Annotated in this window: 16 protein-coding genes and 1 pseudogene; 8 read left to right on the forward strand and 9 right to left on the reverse strand. The window is 33.4% G+C overall.

What is annotated here, in order from left to right; translation table 11 throughout:
* Nucleotides 1–182 precede the first annotated feature (182 nt).
* Entirely contained in the window at nucleotides 183–374 is a 192-nt protein-coding gene (locus Q4500_RS13990) for a cold-shock protein (protein ID WP_027067037.1), read from the reverse strand.
* 322 nt (nucleotides 375–696) lie between these two features.
* Here Q4500_RS13990 and Q4500_RS13995 point away from each other — a divergent pair, with 322 nt between their 5' ends.
* Entirely contained in the window at nucleotides 697–1539 is an 843-nt protein-coding gene (locus Q4500_RS13995) for a hypothetical protein (protein ID WP_303600258.1), read from the forward strand.
* 4 nt (nucleotides 1540–1543) lie between these two features.
* Here Q4500_RS13995 and Q4500_RS14000 read toward each other — a convergent pair whose 3' ends face one another.
* The 4 genes and pseudogenes from Q4500_RS14000 to Q4500_RS14015 form a co-directional block, all read right to left on the reverse strand.
* Entirely contained in the window at nucleotides 1544–2383 is an 840-nt protein-coding gene (locus Q4500_RS14000) for an aminotransferase class IV (protein WP_303600259.1), read from the reverse strand.
* Nucleotides 2384–2388: 5 nt separating this feature from the next.
* On the reverse strand, nucleotides 2389–3288 hold the full coding sequence (locus Q4500_RS14005) for a sugar phosphate isomerase/epimerase (protein WP_303600260.1): 900 nt from the start codon (nucleotides 3286–3288) through the stop codon (nucleotides 2389–2391).
* 123 nt (nucleotides 3289–3411) lie between these two features.
* Nucleotides 3412–4599 (reverse strand): sorbosone dehydrogenase family protein, encoded by a 1188-nt coding sequence (locus tag Q4500_RS14010; protein WP_303600261.1) that lies wholly within the window; start codon nucleotides 4597–4599, stop codon nucleotides 3412–3414.
* Between the two features lie 153 nt (nucleotides 4600–4752).
* A pseudogene (locus Q4500_RS14015) lies at nucleotides 4753–5360 on the reverse strand (SDR family oxidoreductase).
* Between the two features lie 205 nt (nucleotides 5361–5565).
* Here Q4500_RS14015 and Q4500_RS14020 point away from each other — a divergent pair.
* Nucleotides 5566–5847, forward strand: coding sequence for a hypothetical protein (locus Q4500_RS14020; protein ID WP_303600262.1), 282 nt, complete (start codon nucleotides 5566–5568; stop codon nucleotides 5845–5847).
* A 61-nt stretch (nucleotides 5848–5908) separates the two neighbouring features.
* Here Q4500_RS14020 and Q4500_RS14025 read toward each other — a convergent pair whose 3' ends face one another.
* Nucleotides 5909–7009, reverse strand: coding sequence for an alkene reductase (locus tag Q4500_RS14025; protein ID WP_303600263.1), 1101 nt, complete (start codon nucleotides 7007–7009; stop codon nucleotides 5909–5911).
* A 213-nt stretch (nucleotides 7010–7222) separates the two neighbouring features.
* Here Q4500_RS14025 and Q4500_RS14030 point away from each other — a divergent pair, with 213 nt between their 5' ends.
* From Q4500_RS14030 to Q4500_RS14050, 5 genes are all read left to right on the forward strand, one after another.
* The gene (locus Q4500_RS14030; protein WP_303600264.1) at nucleotides 7223–9475 is read left to right on the forward strand and encodes a TonB-dependent receptor plug domain-containing protein; all 2253 of its coding nucleotides are present in this window, start codon (nucleotides 7223–7225) and stop codon (nucleotides 9473–9475) included.
* 80 nt (nucleotides 9476–9555) lie between these two features.
* Entirely contained in the window at nucleotides 9556–10398 is an 843-nt protein-coding gene (locus Q4500_RS14035; protein ID WP_303600265.1) for an AraC family transcriptional regulator, read from the forward strand.
* A 90-nt stretch (nucleotides 10399–10488) separates the two neighbouring features.
* Nucleotides 10489–10665, forward strand: coding sequence for a hypothetical protein (locus Q4500_RS14040; protein ID WP_303600266.1), 177 nt, complete (start codon nucleotides 10489–10491; stop codon nucleotides 10663–10665).
* 112 nt (nucleotides 10666–10777) lie between these two features.
* Nucleotides 10778–11311, forward strand: a complete 534-nt coding sequence (locus Q4500_RS14045) for a carboxymuconolactone decarboxylase family protein (protein WP_303600267.1) — start codon at nucleotides 10778–10780, stop codon at nucleotides 11309–11311.
* A gap of 65 nt (nucleotides 11312–11376) precedes the next feature.
* A complete protein-coding gene (locus Q4500_RS14050; protein ID WP_303600268.1) occupies nucleotides 11377–11763 on the forward strand; it encodes a hypothetical protein in 387 nt (128 codons plus the stop codon).
* Between the two features lie 97 nt (nucleotides 11764–11860).
* Here Q4500_RS14050 and Q4500_RS14055 read toward each other — a convergent pair whose 3' ends face one another.
* The gene (locus Q4500_RS14055; RefSeq protein WP_303600269.1) at nucleotides 11861–13414 is read right to left on the reverse strand and encodes a DEAD/DEAH box helicase; all 1554 of its coding nucleotides are present in this window, start codon (nucleotides 13412–13414) and stop codon (nucleotides 11861–11863) included.
* 120 nt (nucleotides 13415–13534) lie between these two features.
* Here Q4500_RS14055 and Q4500_RS14060 point away from each other — a divergent pair, with 120 nt between their 5' ends.
* Complete coding sequence (locus Q4500_RS14060) at nucleotides 13535–14119, forward strand: pseudouridine synthase (RefSeq protein ID WP_303600270.1); 585 nt, start codon at nucleotides 13535–13537, stop codon at nucleotides 14117–14119.
* On the opposite strand, the gene Q4500_RS14065 is transcribed toward Q4500_RS14060, so the two are convergent.
* Together Q4500_RS14065 and Q4500_RS14070 are read right to left on the reverse strand one after the other, a co-directional pair.
* Nucleotides 14100–15047, reverse strand: coding sequence for an EamA family transporter (locus Q4500_RS14065; protein ID WP_303600271.1), 948 nt, complete (start codon nucleotides 15045–15047; stop codon nucleotides 14100–14102). The genes Q4500_RS14060 and Q4500_RS14065 overlap by 20 nt on opposite strands.
* Before the next feature lie 15 nt (nucleotides 15048–15062).
* Nucleotides 15063–15521, reverse strand: a complete 459-nt coding sequence (locus Q4500_RS14070; RefSeq protein WP_303600272.1) for a cold-shock protein — start codon at nucleotides 15519–15521, stop codon at nucleotides 15063–15065.
* Nucleotides 15522–16128: the final 607 nt, after the last annotated feature.

The raw sequence follows: 16128 nt of genomic DNA on the forward strand, positions 1-16128 counted from the left end.
AAATAAAAGAGATGTGGCGTGTTAGATACGTGTTCTATCACAGATTACCAGAGACCAACTTTAATCTAGAAGAGAAGTTATTTCAATTAGAAAAAGATTTCGATAGACTTAAAAATGAGCGGTAATAAAAAAAGCTCTTCCTTTCTGAAGAGCTTTTTATTAAACTTGAAAGTATATATGTCTTAGATAACTTTAACGTTCACTGCGTTTAATCCTTTGTTTCCTTCTTTAAGTTCGAATTCAACTTCATCGCCTTCACGAATTTCGTCGATTAAACCTGAAATGTGTACAAAGTGGTCTTTTTCAACTCCTTCTTCAGTGATAAAACCGAATCCTTTTGTGTCATTGAAAAATTTTACTGTTCCTTTACTCATTGTAATGTAATTTAATTTATAATACTTATTAGGCAGCAAAGATGGCGCCAATAGTTGACAAACAGCGTTTAAACTTATTTTAAATCGAAATTTTGTGAATACTTTAAGAGTTTTTGCTTGTTTTGAGTATAATTAAGGCAATTCTTACTTTTTTTGAGCAGCTAACCACTCCATAATAGTCACATTTTTACCCTCCAATAGGACTAGTTCTCCATTAGAATCGAAGTTTGCATGGTTAGCGTGGCTATAAATTCTATGATAATCAAGGTAATATTTGATACTTTAGTAGAAACAACAAATCAATTAACTCAAATTTCCTAAAATGAAAAAAGCAATCAGTGTAAATGGAATAATATTAGGCTTAACATTTGCCCTACTCTTTAGTATGGGATTAAATGCACAAAAAACAGCATTCAATATTGATAAAGATTTATTGCTAGTGCAGTTAGACTGTAAAACCGATATTGACGATTTACATACCGCAGCAGGTTTTGCTACGCTACTAAATCACCCAGATTATAAAGATCTGAATTATCTCGTAGTTGCAGGTACTTATGGTATTCAAGAAGGTTTGTATGTGCCACCAAACGAAATCATGCCAATGGTCTTCCATGAAAATTGGTTAGATGCAGATAAAGAATGGAAAACTTCGGTAGTTAAAGTGGTAACTAAGGCTTTGAAAATCATTGAAAATGGAGGTTCTATTTGGGTGGCAGAAGCCGGTCAGTCAGATTTCACTTCAGAATGGGTTAAAGAGTTGTCAAGAAAAAATCTTTCGATTAAAACAAGAGAAAGTGTTCATGTAGTTCAGCATAGCGATTGGAATGAATCTGTTACCAAACCTGTTAAACTTATGTATACAAAAACGGTTACAGATTACCATAAAATTGCAGATGGTAATGAATTGGGTAATGGTACACCAGGTTTAAAGTCTGATGGTAAGGTAGATTGGGAATCTAAGTTAAACGATGAACATTTAACCAAAGTTTGGGATACCGCTATCCGTTTAGGAAACAAGTATAACGGAAAAGATGGTAGATATTTAAATGAAAGTGTTGCTGAAGGCGGACTTGATTTTTCTGACTTAAGTGAAGTATGCTACATTTTAAACCTTATGGATATTAAGGATACAGATGAGTTTTTTACGTACTTCAAGGTAGATTAAGATTTTACTTAAGTTTTAAAAAGGCCTCTTGTAATCTTTGTGTTACGGGGCCTTTTTCATTTCCTGTATATAGTTTGTAGTCATCAATTTGTTGAATTGCAGCAATCTGTGTACTCGTACCTGTTAAGAATGCTTCATCAACAGTATTCAATTCTGATAATGAAATAGGAGTTTCTCTAATTTCTATACCTAAAGAGTGACAAAGCTCAATTACTACAATTCTAGTAATACCATTAAGAATATATTCATCTGCCGGATGTGTATATACTACTCCATTTTTGATAAAAAACAGATTGCTGTGAGATGCCTCAGTAAATACTCCGTCTCTATGTAATATAGTTTCGTAACATTCATGCTGCATGGCTTCTTCATTCAACATCACATTACCTAAAAGAGACGTCATTTTAATATCGCAACGAGACCATCTAAAATCTTTTCTGGTAATTACATGGGCATTTACAGTATTTATTTCAGGCAAAACCTTTGGTACGGCATACATCATAATTGTAGGTTTTATATCTGCAGGAAATGAATGTTGTCTTGGTGCTACTCCCCTAGTAATTTGAATATAAAGCATACAATCTTTATCGGTTAGCCCTACTGACTTTAATAAAGTGGCAATTTCATTTGAGAGCACAATAACATTAAATTCTATATTGATTTTTTGGAGTCCTGATTGTAAGCGTTCTAGATGTTCCTTTTCGTAAAAGAATTTGCCATTTATCTGAACCATTACTTCGTATAAACCATCACCAAAAATAAATCCGCGATCGAAAACAGATATTTTAGCATCTGTAGAATTTAAAATATTTCCGTTTAGGTATACTTTATCAGGATAGCTCATATAGCTTATAAATAACGTTGAAGATGTTTTTTGAAATAAGTAGCGCTATCGCTAATACTCTGCATAGAATTCTTAGCAAAATTACCGCCTTGTTCTATATAATAATATTGTAAATCATCTTTGTTGATAGATGACAACATACTTTTGTAATCAATAGATCCATTACCCATTTCAGAATAATCTCGAGTTACTTTGTCCATATCTTTTATATGCCACATAACATAGCGACCAGGGTTTTCAGCAATTAATTCAGCCGGACTCTTATCTGCGGAATGCTCAACCCAGTACATGTCCATTTGTAGTTTTACCAAATCTGAATCTGTACCAGATAAAATTATATGATAGCCTTGCTCACCATTATGGTCTGTAAATTCAAAATCGTGATTATGATAAGCGAACTGTAATCCGGCATTGGTTACCTGTTCTCCTATTACATTTAATTTATCCTTCAGAATTTTAAAATTTTCAATTGTTCGATATTCTGGTGCCAACCATGGCCATGTAATGTATTTACTATTAAGGGTGATAGCACCTTCTATGCATTGGTCTACATAACGCTCAAGCTTTTCTATTGGCTCATTAAAAAGACTAGAAAAATCGTAGTGTCCGCTAGATATGGTAAAATCCAAATCATCTATCTGTTTTTTGAATTCCTTAGATTTTATACCGTAATACGTATCGTTGTCAACATCATAGCCATAAATCTCCCCGTCAACATATCCTAATTCACGTGCATATTTAATACTCTCGATAGGGTCTTTGGCCATTGCATCGCGAATGGTAAATAACTGCAAACCCATTTTATATTTATAATCCATTGGCAATACAGATAAGGTTAGCATAGAACTTACCGAAAGTACACCTGTTTGTTTTAAGAATGTTCTACGAGAATTTGAGTCGTTCATGATAAGATGTTCTAAATAAATAAGGAGTATAAATATAAGGGTTGCGAAAAGAACTTAAACATTTTGTAACGAAAAAAGCAGCCCAAAAAGGCTACTTTTTTAAAATCTTAGAAGTTATTCTTGTTAGTTACTCGCTACCGCTGTATTGCTATATGATAGTCTATAAATTGCATCACCGTAATCATCAGAGATAAGCATAGAACCATCTTCTAATACCAATAAATCAACTGGTCTTCCGGTAGCTTTTTGAACTACTTCATCTAACCAACCATCAATAAAAGTTTCGCTACTAACAACTTCGCCATCTTCAATATCAACCATCATAATTCGATAGCCTACTTTCTTACTTCTGTTCCAAGAACCGTGTTCTGCAATGAAAGCTTTACCCTTATATTCCGCAGGGAACATATTACCTGTATAAAACTTAATACCAAGTGGAGCAACGTGAGCATCTAACTGTAAAGCAGGATCAACAAAATCTGAACAAGGGCGTAAATCTCCAAATTCTGGATCTTTAACAATACCACCATGGCAAAAAGGGTATCCAAAATGTTGACCAGCTTCGGTTACTGTGTTTAGTTCGCAAGGCGGAATATCATCACCTAACATGTCGCGACCGTTGTCTGTAAACCACATTTGTTTTGTGTCAGGATGCCAAGTGAACCCGACAGAGTTTCTAACTCCTCTAGCATAAATCTCACGATTACTACCGTCAGGATCCATTCTTGAGATAGTTGCAAATCGCTCATCTTCATCCGTCTTATTACAAATATTACAAGGTGCTCCTACAGGAACATAAAGCTTATCATCCGGTCCGAAGGCTATATATTTCCATCCGTGATGAAATTCCGTTGGAAAATCATTATAAATTAATTCCTTTTCTAGCTCACCACCAATCTGATCTTCAATATTTGGATATTTCCAAAGGCTACTCACTTGAGCAACATACAAATCTCCGTTTCTCATGGCAATACCATTTGGTACTTCCATCGTATCAAGGACTATAATATTATCAGCTTTAAAATCGGCATTAGTATCTTGAATAGCGTACACATTGTTTTCTGTACGCGTACCCACAAATAAGGTTCCATTATCACCCATAGCCATAGAACGCGCACCATCTACTCCCCTAGCGTAAACCTCAATTTTAAAACCTTCAGGTAAGTTTAAGTCTAGCAAAGCCAAATCTGTGCTATCAAGTTCTACTTGGGTTGTGGCACTGTCATTGTTTTCTTTTTTATTCTCTTTACAAGAATTTAGCGCTATTACTACGGCGAGCGCCATAGTTATCTTTAAAAATAAACTTTTCATATTTTAGGTTGTTTAGTTTAGTACGAAGATACATAACATGGTTAAGTATAGATACTTTAAATAGTAATGGTGGAATTTTATTGAACTTAAAAAAGTCAATACTATGAGTATTGACTTTTATATCTTGTTTAGAGACTATTTTTTAGTTGTTTATTAAGCATCCATAGCTTTCCCGATTAAGGTTTCGCCCTGTATTATTTCAAAAGTTGAATTTATAGCGACCTTACTAAGGTTTGTGCAACATCATCTCTGGTAATTGAACCTTGCTTATTTAATTTAGATTTTAATTCAATTTTACCAGTACCAGCATCATTTGTTAGAGAACCAGGTCTTACAATGGCATGCATTATATTCGCAGATTTTAGATATTCGTCTGCATTGTGTTTTGCTTTCAAATATTCTTTTAAGTCACTGGCTTCTTCAGGGTTATCTGCCCCCATCGAACTTAACATTACAAACTTTTTAATATTTGCTTTTTTAGAAACATCTATTAGATTTTTGGCACCCTCTTGGTCCACTTCAACTACTTTTTTACCACCGGATCCAGCTGCAAAAATTACTTTGTCTATATTATCTATCGTATGTGATAAATCTTTTTCTAAATCACCTAAAACTGTTTTTATATTTTCTTTTTCAAACTGTTCTCTTTGCTCTTCTTTACACACCATTGCAATAGGTTCAAAATATTGAGAACTTTTTAAAAGGTTTACTTTTTTTTTTCCTGTGGTACCATTGGCACCAGCTACTAATACATTTTCCATCTTCAAATTATTTATTTGCAAGTTGGCTAAATACTACCGTTAACCTTAATGCTTTACCTTTTTTTCTTAACACAATTACATTTTTCTACTGACATGAGGTTATGCAACATAGGTTTTCTTAAAAGAGCATAAATTTTATTTGAAAGCGATAAGGATAAAAATGTAGTACTTATACCTTGTGCTGATAATACTTAAAAAAATAATTATGAAAAGTGAAAATAATAAAGCGGAATATAATTCTGATGTTACAGAACAAGATTTATCTGCATTAGGAGAAAAGACTAAAAATACAAGAACAGATGGTGGCGATGATGTTCAATTAATCAATCGAAAAAATGATGTTGATTTTGCAGGAAATGATTTAGATGTACCTGGACGTAGTTTGCCAAAAAATCAAATGAACCTAAAGGATGAAGAAAATCAACTATATAGTCAAGGCGGAGCCGAAAATGAAAATTTAGAACAAGACACCGATACAATTAGATAGTAGGAAAAATAAAAGCAGCCATTTGGCTGCTTTTATTTTTTAATTAATTTTTAAAAAAGTTTTAGTTTGCTTCACTGTATTCAGGGTAATCTATATATCCTTCTTTACCAGGAGTATAGAAAGTGTCTGCATCCCAATCTGCAAGCGGGTAATTATGCTCGAAACGCTCAACTAAGTCAGGATTAGAAATAAACGGCTTACCAAATGCAACTAAATCTGCACTACCTACTTCAATAACTTTATTACCAGATTCTTGATCAAAACCAGCGTTGATCATTAAAGTTCCATTATAAAGAGGTCTAAAATGTTTCGCAATATGTTCTACAGCGAATGGTACATTAGAAACGTCATTAAATGGTTCGGATAAATGAACGTAAGCCAAATCATAATCATTCAGTTTCTTGATAATATATTCGAAAGTTGGTATTGTTTCTTCGTCTAAAGTGATACCGAACATATCGTTCAACGACGGATTAAATCGTACTCCTATTTTTTCTTGTGGAATTACGGCTTTCATAGCATCTAAAACTTCAAAAAAGAAGCGTGTTCTATTTTCTATATTCCCTCCATATTCATCTGTTCTGATATTAGAAGTTCCATTAAAAAATTGGTGAAATAAATACCCGTTAGAAGAATGGATTTCTACTCCGTCAAATCCTGCTTCAATAGCATTGATAGCAGCGTTTTTAAAATCTTCAACTGTTTGTTTAATGTCTTCAATGGTCATTGCCTTTGGGGTCACTGTGTCTTTAAATCCTCCAGTTGTGAATGATTTCGCATTAGGATTCAATGCTGACGGAGCCAATGGCAATTCGCCATCGTGAAAATCTGGGTGAGACATACGACCAACATGCCACAATTGAATAAAAATCTTTCCGCCTTTATCATGAACGGCTTTCGTTACTTTTTTCCAGCCTTCTACCTGTTCTTTAGAATATATACCTGCAGTGTTAATATAACCTACGGCATCTTTAGAGACTTGTGAGCCTTCAGTAATAAGTAATCCTGCAGATGTTCTTTGAGCGTAATATGGTACATGTAAATCTTCTGTAGGTATGTTTCCTTCATTTGCCGCCCTACTTCTAGTCATAGGTGCCATAACTACCCTATTCTTTAAATCTAAGTTTTTATGAAACGGAGTTAATAATGCTTGCTTATTCATATATTTTTAATTTGTAAAGTGTATTGTTTGTCGCGCAAAGTTCAAATAATTACATAAAATTGCTTGACTCTTATCGTTAAAACATTGTTATAAAACGTATCAAAATTAGTTTCATATGCCCAAACCTTGTGTTTGCCTTTCTATAAATTTTAAAACCTTTGTCATTTTTTATCGTAGGTAGATTAAAAGACAACCTTATCTAGATTTTATTTTATGATTTACAGCTATAATCGGGCATTAAAGCTTTTAATATTTCCCTTTTATTTTATTGCATCAATTAATGTAGAAGCACAGAACCTTAAAGGAAAAGTAACCGATAAAGAGGGTGCCGTTTTAGAGAATGTCGGTATCTTTAATCAAACATCAGGGCAGCACAGCCATACTAATTTATCAGGAGCATTTTCACTCACTTCTACATCGGTAAATGACTCTGTTTATTTTTCTAATTTAGGTTTTAAAACATTTATTCTTGTAGTAAATCAAGACCATTTAAAAGAGGGTGTTAATATCACTTTAGAAGAATCTAGTATTAATTTAGATCAGGTTGTGGTCGTTTCTAAAGTTGATGCCATGAGTAGAATTGTGAATGTAGATGTACAGAACAACCCTGTAAAATCATCTCAAGAAATACTAAGAAAAGTACCCGGTCTATTAATTGGTCAGCATGCAGGTGGCGGCAAAGCAGAACAGATTTTTTTAAGAGGATTTGATATTGATCATGGCACAGACGTCGCAATAAGTGTAGATGGTATGCCCGTAAATATGGTATCTCATGCTCACGGACAAGGGTATGCTGATTTACACTTTGTAATTCCAGAAACTATAGATAATATTAACTTCGGAAAAGGACCATATTACGCAGATAAAGGAGATTTCAATACTGCTGGCTATGTCGATTTAAGTCTTAAGAAAAGTGTTGACAAAAGCATGATTTTTTACGAGTCGGGTCAGTTTAACACCAATCGATTTGTTGGTCTTTTCAATATTCTTGAAAGTAGTAAAAGTGATGCGTATTTAGCCTCAGAAATTTATTTGACCGACGGACCTTTTGATTCGCCGCAAAATTTTAATCGTGTAAACATTTTGGGTCGCTATCATTATAAAGATATCGGAAAAGAAGAGCTGACATTAACCGCTTCTCATTTTCAAAGCAAGTGGGATGCCTCTGGTCAAATTCCGCAACGCGCAATTGATCAAAACATAATAGGTCGTTTTGGAGCTATTGATGACACTGAAGGCGGACAAACTAGCAGAACGAACTTAATGTTGAATCATACCAAATTCTTAGGTGAGGATCAATTTTTAAAGACAAGGGCTTTTGTGAGCAAGTATGATTTTGAGTTGTTCTCAAATTTCACATTCTTTCTAGAAGATCCTATAAATGGTGACCAAATACGACAGTATGAAGATAGAACCATAATGGGTGCCGAAACTGTTTTCGAACAGATTGATATAGTGGTAGGATCTGATGATAGATTCAAATATTCTACTGGTATCGGATTTAGAAATGATAATGTAGATGATGTTACTTTAGAGCATACATTAAATCGAAAAACATCTTTAGAGCAGTATGCATTTGGTGATGTAGACGAAACCAATATCTATGGGTTTGTGAATGGAGAATACAAAACAGGAAACTGGACCTTTAATCCTTCAGTACGATTAGATTATTTCAATTTCGAATATGAAAACAAGCTAAGCGAGTTGTATGATAACAAAAGCGAAAGCAAGGCATTAGTGAGTCCGAAATTAAACACCTTATATTCCGTGAATAGAAATTCGCAATTATTCTTAAAAACCGGTTTAGGATTTCATTCAAACGATGCTCGAGTAGTAACGGCAAATGAAGGTAGAGATGTGCTGCCAAAAGCATATGGTGTAGATTTCGGAACTATCATTAAGCCAATAGATAAACTAGTGCTTAATGCAACTTTATGGGGATTGTTCTTGGATCAAGAATTTGTTTATGTAGGCGATGCCGGTATTGTTGAGCCAAGTGGTAAAACCAGAAGAGTTGGTGTTGAAGTTGGTGGTCGTTACCAAATGTTAGATTGGTTATATCTATATAGTGATGTAAACTATACGTATGCAAGAAGTACAGAAGAAGCTGATGGTGAGGATTATATTCCGTTAGCTCCCGATTTTACAGCTGTAGGTGGATTGTCTTTCAGTGATATTGGTAATTTTTCAGGTAACTTAAACTATAGATATTTGGGTGATAGAGCTGCAAATGAAGATAATAGTATTGTTGCAGAGGGTTATTTCGTAACAGATTTAAACCTAAACTACCATATCAAAAACTGGACAGTTGGTGTAATTGTTGAAAATTTATTTGATACCGAATGGAACGAAACTCAGTTTGCTACAGAAAGTAGACTGTTCAACGAAACCGCATCAGTAGAAGAAATTCATTTTACACCTGGTACTCCGTTTTATTTAAGAGGTAAGGTTTCTGTGCGGTTTTAAAAAGTTTGTTGTTTAAAGAATTTTTAAAGGTTGATTTGTTACTCATGTAATGAATTAACCTTTTTTTAGACCAAGTTTTCATGCAAGAAGTTTTTAAAGATTTTAGTACAGGTGGATTACTTAAAATTGGTAATGAGTTATTGCTAGAATCATATAGAAAACCAAAGCAAGCAGGAATTTATATTTTTATTAGAACCACTAATCAAAAAGCTTCTATAGAAGTAGATGGTGTTCCGTATACAATTTCTGAACATAGTTTATTGGCACTAACACCTATCCAGTTTTTTCGATATACAGAAGGCAGCGACTTAATTGTATATCAATTTAATAGAGAGTTTTATTGTATTAAAGACCATGATCAAGAAGTAAGCTGTGCCGGATTGTTATTTTTTGGAAATGCCCATATTCCTGTAATCGATTTAGGCGAAAAAGATCAACGAAAGTTTGACACTTTACATGAGGTATTCGTAGATGAATTAGAAACTGAAGACACTATACAAGCAGAAATGCTTCGTATGCTCATGGCTCGTTTTATGATTATGAGCACAAGATTACTAAAAGCTAAAGAAGGTTTCAGTGAAGCTGCCAACGATGTAAAAGTTGATTTGCTAAGAGGATTCAATTTATTGGTTGAAGAGTATTACAAGTCAGAACATTCAGTTTCGTTCTATGCAGACAAATTATATAAATCTCCAAAAACTTTATCTAATACCTTTTCTAAATTTAATACCACTCCCCTGCAAATTATTCATGAGCGTATAATTCTTGAAGCAAAGCGATTACTTATTTATACCGATAAGACAGCAAAAGAAATAGCGTATGAAATTGGTTTCGATGATGCCTCGCACCTAAGTCGTCTTTTTAAAAACCAAACACAGCAATCTCCGTCTGATTTCAAGAAACAACTCAAAAAATCATTTTAGGGAAGTATCGACAACACCTTGGGTAAAATTGTCCGTTTTAAGATTCATAATAACTAGATCTTTGTAGTGTAGAAATAAAACAACAAAGACATGAATTTAAAACACAAATCAATATTCAATTTAATAGAAATATTTACGTCTAAAAAGGCGGTGGTGACTAATGCTATCAATGTAGAAAAACATTGTCACCGAAACCATTTATCAGATTACTACTGTGATTCTGATAGCTCTTCTAGATTAACTAAAGTATTCAATACATTTCTATAAAGAAAAAATTGACATGTAGAAAGGAAGTCTTTACATGATAAGTACTTCATAGCGAACATACCTTTGTACAAGATAAATCAAAGAATAAATCAATAAAATTAAAACAAAATACATGAGCACATTTAACGTACCAACAAGAGAAGAAGTAAGTGAAAACAATCAAGCAATTTTCGATAATTTAGAAAAAGCTTTAGGCTTTGTTCCTAATTTATATGCAACATATGCAAATAGTGATACGGCATTAGAAAATTACTTGAATTTTGCCAACGCAAAAACATCTTTGTCAGCTAAAGAGAAAGAAGTTGTCAACTTAGCGGTTAGTGAAGTAAATAACTGTATCTATTGTTTATCTGCACATACGGCAATAGGTAAAATGAACGGATTTAATGATGAGCAAATTATTGAACTAAGAGCAGGTAAGGCATCATTTGATTCTAAATTAGACGCTTTAGCAAAATTGGCTAAGAATGTTACTGAAAACAGAGGTAGAACAGACGAAAAAGTTTTAGAAAACTATTTTGCAGCAGGGTATACAAAAGCAAATTTAATTGACACCATTTCATTAGTAGGTGACAAAACAATATCCAACTACATTCATAGTACGACACAAGTACCAGTTGATTTTCCTGTAGCAGTTTCATTATAAAAAATAGTATAAACAATAATTATTAATATATCCATTTGAGCAAAAGCTCTTTAAATTTAAAACACATGAAAAAAGTATTATCAATTTTAGTTATCGTATTGGCATTCTCATTTAACGCAAACGCGCAAGATAAAATGATGAAGCAACCAGTTAAGAAGATTGCGTTAGAGCAGACAACTGGTGAGTTTACGCAGAAATCAATTACTGTTAGCGAAGGAACTTATGTTTTCGATGTTGCAAATAACAACGTAGGTAAAGATGTTGGTTTGGTATTGGTAAAAAAAGGTAAAGATGCATCTAAACCTGAAAATCATATTCAAACAGCATATGTAACTGCTGCAGTAAAGAATAATACTGAAGGTCATTCAAAAGAAACTAAACTGGAAAAAGGAGAATACATATATTTCTGTCCTTTAAATCCAACACCACAGTACAGTCTTATTGTAGAGTAAGCATTAATTAGTTATAAATAAAAAGGGCTGTTCATTTTTGAACAGCCCTTTTTTATGTTATAAAATTCTTTAAAGAAATAGAAAATTTCAATTCAAATTAATCTTCTGGCGGATGCCCATGAATATCTTCAAAAACCGTATCAAAGTTCTCTCTTAAATAAGCGTTAAGTTTCTTTTGGTAATCATCTTTTAACCAGCTTAAGAAATTGTAGGTACTCTTGCTAATACATTTTCCGTATACATGAATACGATTATCAATATCTTCTTTTAGTAATTTAGCTAAGGCTAATGCATCATAAACATCTTCGCTATTTTCTATACACATATATGCATGGTGAGCAATAGAACGTTCTAGAACAACTTTAGAAGATTCCCCAGCAAACGTTGCCGTTTCGTAGGTTTGTTTGATATCGAAATAAGTTTCCTTAGAGTTTTTAAATTCTTCTTTAACTTCATCAGAAAGCTCAAGTTTGAAATCACTTTCAATATCCTCATCGTCTTTAATACGATCCATGTAGAAATTCGGAGACTTAAATATAGCTCCCCAATCTAAGTCTGCACCCCATGGTCCAAAACGATAAAGGTTGTTACCTAAATCGATAACCGTAAATTTCGATTTGTTATTCAAAACCCTAGAACCCCTACCTATCATTTGGTAGTAAAGTGTTAATGATTTTGTTGCTCTGTTTAAAATAATGGTATCAATAGTAGGTTCATCAAAACCTGTGGTTAAAATACTAACCGATGTTAGAATAGCATCAGGTGTTTCTTTAAACCATTTTAATATTTGTTTACGCTGCTTTTTAGTAGCAGTATTATCTAGGTGCCTAATATTTAAACCTGCAGCTTCGAAAGTATGATATACCTGAATAGATGTTTCAATACCGTTATTGAAAATTAATGTCTTCTTTCCTTTAGAATGTTTGGTGTAAGCTTCTAAAAGCTTGCCAAGCATTGCGGGACTCGTATATAAATCAGCAGATGATTTAACGGTGTAATCACCATTAGAACCAATTTCTAGAGATGTAAGTCCCATGTCATACTGAAATACCTCTGCCCTAGCCAAGAAATCGTTAGCTATTAAATTTTCTATGGTTTCACCAGGTATAAGCTCATCATAGTTTTTATTCATAGGCAAGTCCTTATTAGAACTTAACGGGGTCGCCGTAACACCTAGAACAAAAGAATTTTCAAAAAACTTAAAAAGTTTGGTAAAAGAATTATAGTGAGCTTCATCAATAATAACAAGACCAACATCAGAAATATCTAATTGATCATCGTTCAACCTATTGTTTAAGGTTTCAACCATGGCTACATAACAACTGTAACGCTCATGGTCATCAAGATTTGCCTTACTATTGACTACTTTGTTAACAACACCAAAACTGGTTAGCATTGAAGAAGTCTGGTTACAAAGTTCAATACGGTGAGTCATTACCAGAACTTTCTTGTTGTGGTTTTTTAAATACTGACGTACCATTTCAGAAAAAATCACTGTTTTACCACCACCGGTCGGTAGTTGATATAGTAAATGATAATCATCTCGTTCTGAATCGAACTTATCAAAAATTTGTTGAATTGCTCCTTGTTGATAGCTGTAAAGTTCCTTGTCGGTCTTTCTATCTTGTAATTCAAAAACTGTCTCTTGCATAAAATCTTCTCTGGAGCGTACAAAGGTAACATTCTCTATAGTAGATTACTAATTCATGCGTTAAAAAGGGTATCTTTTGCGACCATATGTCATCAAAATAAACCGTAAGGGGTAAAATTAATGCAACACAGCCATTTTAAAATCTATAAACCCTTCGCAATGTTGAGTCAGATGAGCTCTGGAGAAGATCGGCAGCTTCGAAAAAAACGATTTTTAAGTGAGCTTTATGATTTTCCGGATGGGATAATGCCAATTGGACGGTTAGATGAAAAATCTGAAGGATTACTATTAATGACCACTGATGGCAAGTTGAGCGATACTATAAATAGTTCAGGAATTGAAAAAGAATATTTAGTTCAACTGGATGGCTTAATCACACCTGATGCAATTCAAAAAATAGCGGAAGGAGTAACTATCGGAATATTCGGAAAGAAATACAAGACCAAACCTTGTGGAATAAAGGTTTTAAGCGATTTACCATCTCTACCCGATGCAGATTCGGCATTACGAATTGGTAGGCACAGACCAACTTCATGGGTAAGCATTATCATTAAAGAAGGGAAATTTCGTCAAGTTCGTAAAATGACTGCATCTGTAGGTTTTCCAACAGTTAGGTTGATTCGTGTACGCATTGGTGATATTCAATTAGAGAATATGACACCAAGAGAAGTAGTTGCTGTTAGCATTAATCTAACGGATTTTTAGGAATACGTTTTCCTGAAAATCTTGAGAATATTGTTAAGCTCTTTTTACTATTAATGAAATAGACACCTGTTAATAATACAACTGACGCAATCACTGATTGCATGGTAATATCTTCGTTTAAAAAATACCAACCCAGAATCATTGCAATTATCGGGTTTACATACGTAGAAGTAGCAACTTTTTCTGGAGATACTAAACGAAGCAGGTAATTGAATGCAGTAAAAGTTACGATGCTACCGAGAACAATCAATAAAGACATAGACCAAAGTACAGGCGTACTCCATGTGGTTGGTGATGACCATTGTTCACCTAGAACTATACTTATTATCAAAAGCGACAATCCGCTAGTTAGCATTTGATAACCAGTATTTACAAAGAAGTTTTTTGGTAAATCGGCTTTGCCAACAAATAAACTACCATAAGACCAGCTAAGCATGCAGAAAAAAATTAATACCATGCCCAATATCGCTCCGTCTTGTGCAATGATGTCTTTCTGTCCGACTAAAAGAAAAATACCTGTTATCCCGAGAACTACACCCACTATTGACATTGGTTGTATTTTCTTTCCTTGAAATACGCGCATCATTATTAAAACCACTAAAGGTTGAGCTGATACTTCGAGAGCGGCAAAGCTGCTATCTACAAATTTAAGAGCCCATACCACAACTCCGTTTCCAAAAGTCAGAAATAGAAAGCCTGCAAGAATAGTATTCTTGAATTGTTGTTTGGTAATTTTAAGAGAGAAGCCTAATATTCTTGATATAATAAAAATAAGAATACCAGCAATTACAAAACGAATACCTGCCAACATAAAAGCTGGTAATTCTGTTACTGCAATTTTATTCCATAAATAGGTAGAACCCCAAATGAAATAAATGGCGAAAAATGACAATACTACCAGGACGGTGTTTCGTTGCATTTTCGCCATTAAAAATCTTTAAAACTAAATTTTCTTTACACGAACGGCGTTCATACCTTTCATGCCTTTTTCTAACTCGTAAGAAACTTTATCGTTTTCCATAATTTCATCGATCAGACCACTAACGTGAACAAAGTATTTTTCGTTGTTCTCAGCGTCTATAATGAAACCAAATCCTTTTGTTGTATCGAAGAAAGAAACTTTACCGTTTCTTACTGGATCGAATTCTTCAACATCACCTTCTTCTTTTTTAGGAATACCTAAAACGATATCTTCTGCCTCAATTTCCACTTTCATTGCTGGATCTGGCGGAGTATCTACCAAGTTTCCGTTGAAATCTACATAAGCAAGTGGAATACCAGAAGTACCACTCTCTTTAGTAGCTGCTTTACGAGCAAGCATTTTTTTCTTTTTTTCTTCACGCTTTTTTAAGCGTTTTTTTTCTTTTTCAGTTTTATTAAATGTCTGTTGTGATTTTGCCATTCGTAATTTTAATGATAATAATAGATTTTACTGTAAAGGAATTGAAATACGTGTTGACGTATATAACAAATGGTAAGTATTTTGAGTAAACTTATTAATGCCACTTGTTGTAAGGTCATTGCAAGAATCATCTGCATCCCTTTAAAGTTCTGCAAAGATATGATTTGTATTTCAATTATTTAGCATTAGTAGGCTTCAAACTAGCAAACTTTTAAGAGACTTTATGATAATTTTTAATTCACATCATATTATATATGCTTTTATATTTTTTTTTAGCCCTTTCTCCTACCCTTAAAATCAAATTATATTAATGGATTTCGAAAATAATGTTAAAATTACAAAATCTTTGAATTAATTTAACTTACTGTAAATCAGTATATAAACAAAATAATCAAATAGTTTTCTGTTAAAAACAGTACCTTTTTATGCATAGTACTGTAACAAATTTCAAATACCCTCGTCTTGTAAGTATAAGAAAATTATTAATCATCAATATAAAATCAAACATCATGAGAACTTTTATCAGAAATACACCGACAGAAACAAGAAGAAATTCATTCTTTTCAAGTTTTAAGAATAGTAAAAGAGTACAATGGGCATCATCAAG

The sequence above is a fragment of the Maribacter sp. 1_MG-2023 genome (assembly GCF_030547005.1).
GTDB lineage: Bacteria > Bacteroidota > Bacteroidia > Flavobacteriales > Flavobacteriaceae > Maribacter.

Coding starts and splice junctions, on each gene's coding strand:
- Q4500_RS14055 (WP_303600269.1), bottom strand. CDS start 13,414: ATGCAAGAGACAGTTTTTGAATTACAAGATAGAAAGACCGACAAGGAA.
- Q4500_RS14040 (WP_303600266.1), top strand. CDS start 10,489: ATGAATTTAAAACACAAATCAATATTCAATTTAATAGAAATATTTACG.
- Q4500_RS14020 (WP_303600262.1), top strand. CDS start 5,566: ATGAAAAGTGAAAATAATAAAGCGGAATATAATTCTGATGTTACAGAA.
- Q4500_RS13995 (WP_303600258.1), top strand. CDS start 697: ATGAAAAAAGCAATCAGTGTAAATGGAATAATATTAGGCTTAACATTT.
- Q4500_RS13990 (WP_027067037.1), bottom strand. CDS start 374: ATGAGTAAAGGAACAGTAAAATTTTTCAATGACACAAAAGGATTCGGT.
- Q4500_RS14060 (WP_303600270.1), top strand. CDS start 13,535: ATGCAACACAGCCATTTTAAAATCTATAAACCCTTCGCAATGTTGAGT.
- Q4500_RS14000 (WP_303600259.1), bottom strand. CDS start 2,383: ATGAGCTATCCTGATAAAGTATACCTAAACGGAAATATTTTAAATTCT.
- Q4500_RS14010 (WP_303600261.1), bottom strand. CDS start 4,599: ATGAAAAGTTTATTTTTAAAGATAACTATGGCGCTCGCCGTAGTAATA.
- Q4500_RS14030 (WP_303600264.1), top strand. CDS start 7,223: ATGATTTACAGCTATAATCGGGCATTAAAGCTTTTAATATTTCCCTTT.
- Q4500_RS14035 (WP_303600265.1), top strand. CDS start 9,556: ATGCAAGAAGTTTTTAAAGATTTTAGTACAGGTGGATTACTTAAAATT.
- Q4500_RS14065 (WP_303600271.1), bottom strand. CDS start 15,047: ATGGCGAAAATGCAACGAAACACCGTCCTGGTAGTATTGTCATTTTTC.
- Q4500_RS14005 (WP_303600260.1), bottom strand. CDS start 3,288: ATGAACGACTCAAATTCTCGTAGAACATTCTTAAAACAAACAGGTGTA.
- Q4500_RS14025 (WP_303600263.1), bottom strand. CDS start 7,009: ATGAATAAGCAAGCATTATTAACTCCGTTTCATAAAAACTTAGATTTA.
- Q4500_RS14045 (WP_303600267.1), top strand. CDS start 10,778: ATGAGCACATTTAACGTACCAACAAGAGAAGAAGTAAGTGAAAACAAT.
- Q4500_RS14070 (WP_303600272.1), bottom strand. CDS start 15,521: ATGGCAAAATCACAACAGACATTTAATAAAACTGAAAAAGAAAAAAAA.
- Q4500_RS14050 (WP_303600268.1), top strand. CDS start 11,377: ATGAAAAAAGTATTATCAATTTTAGTTATCGTATTGGCATTCTCATTT.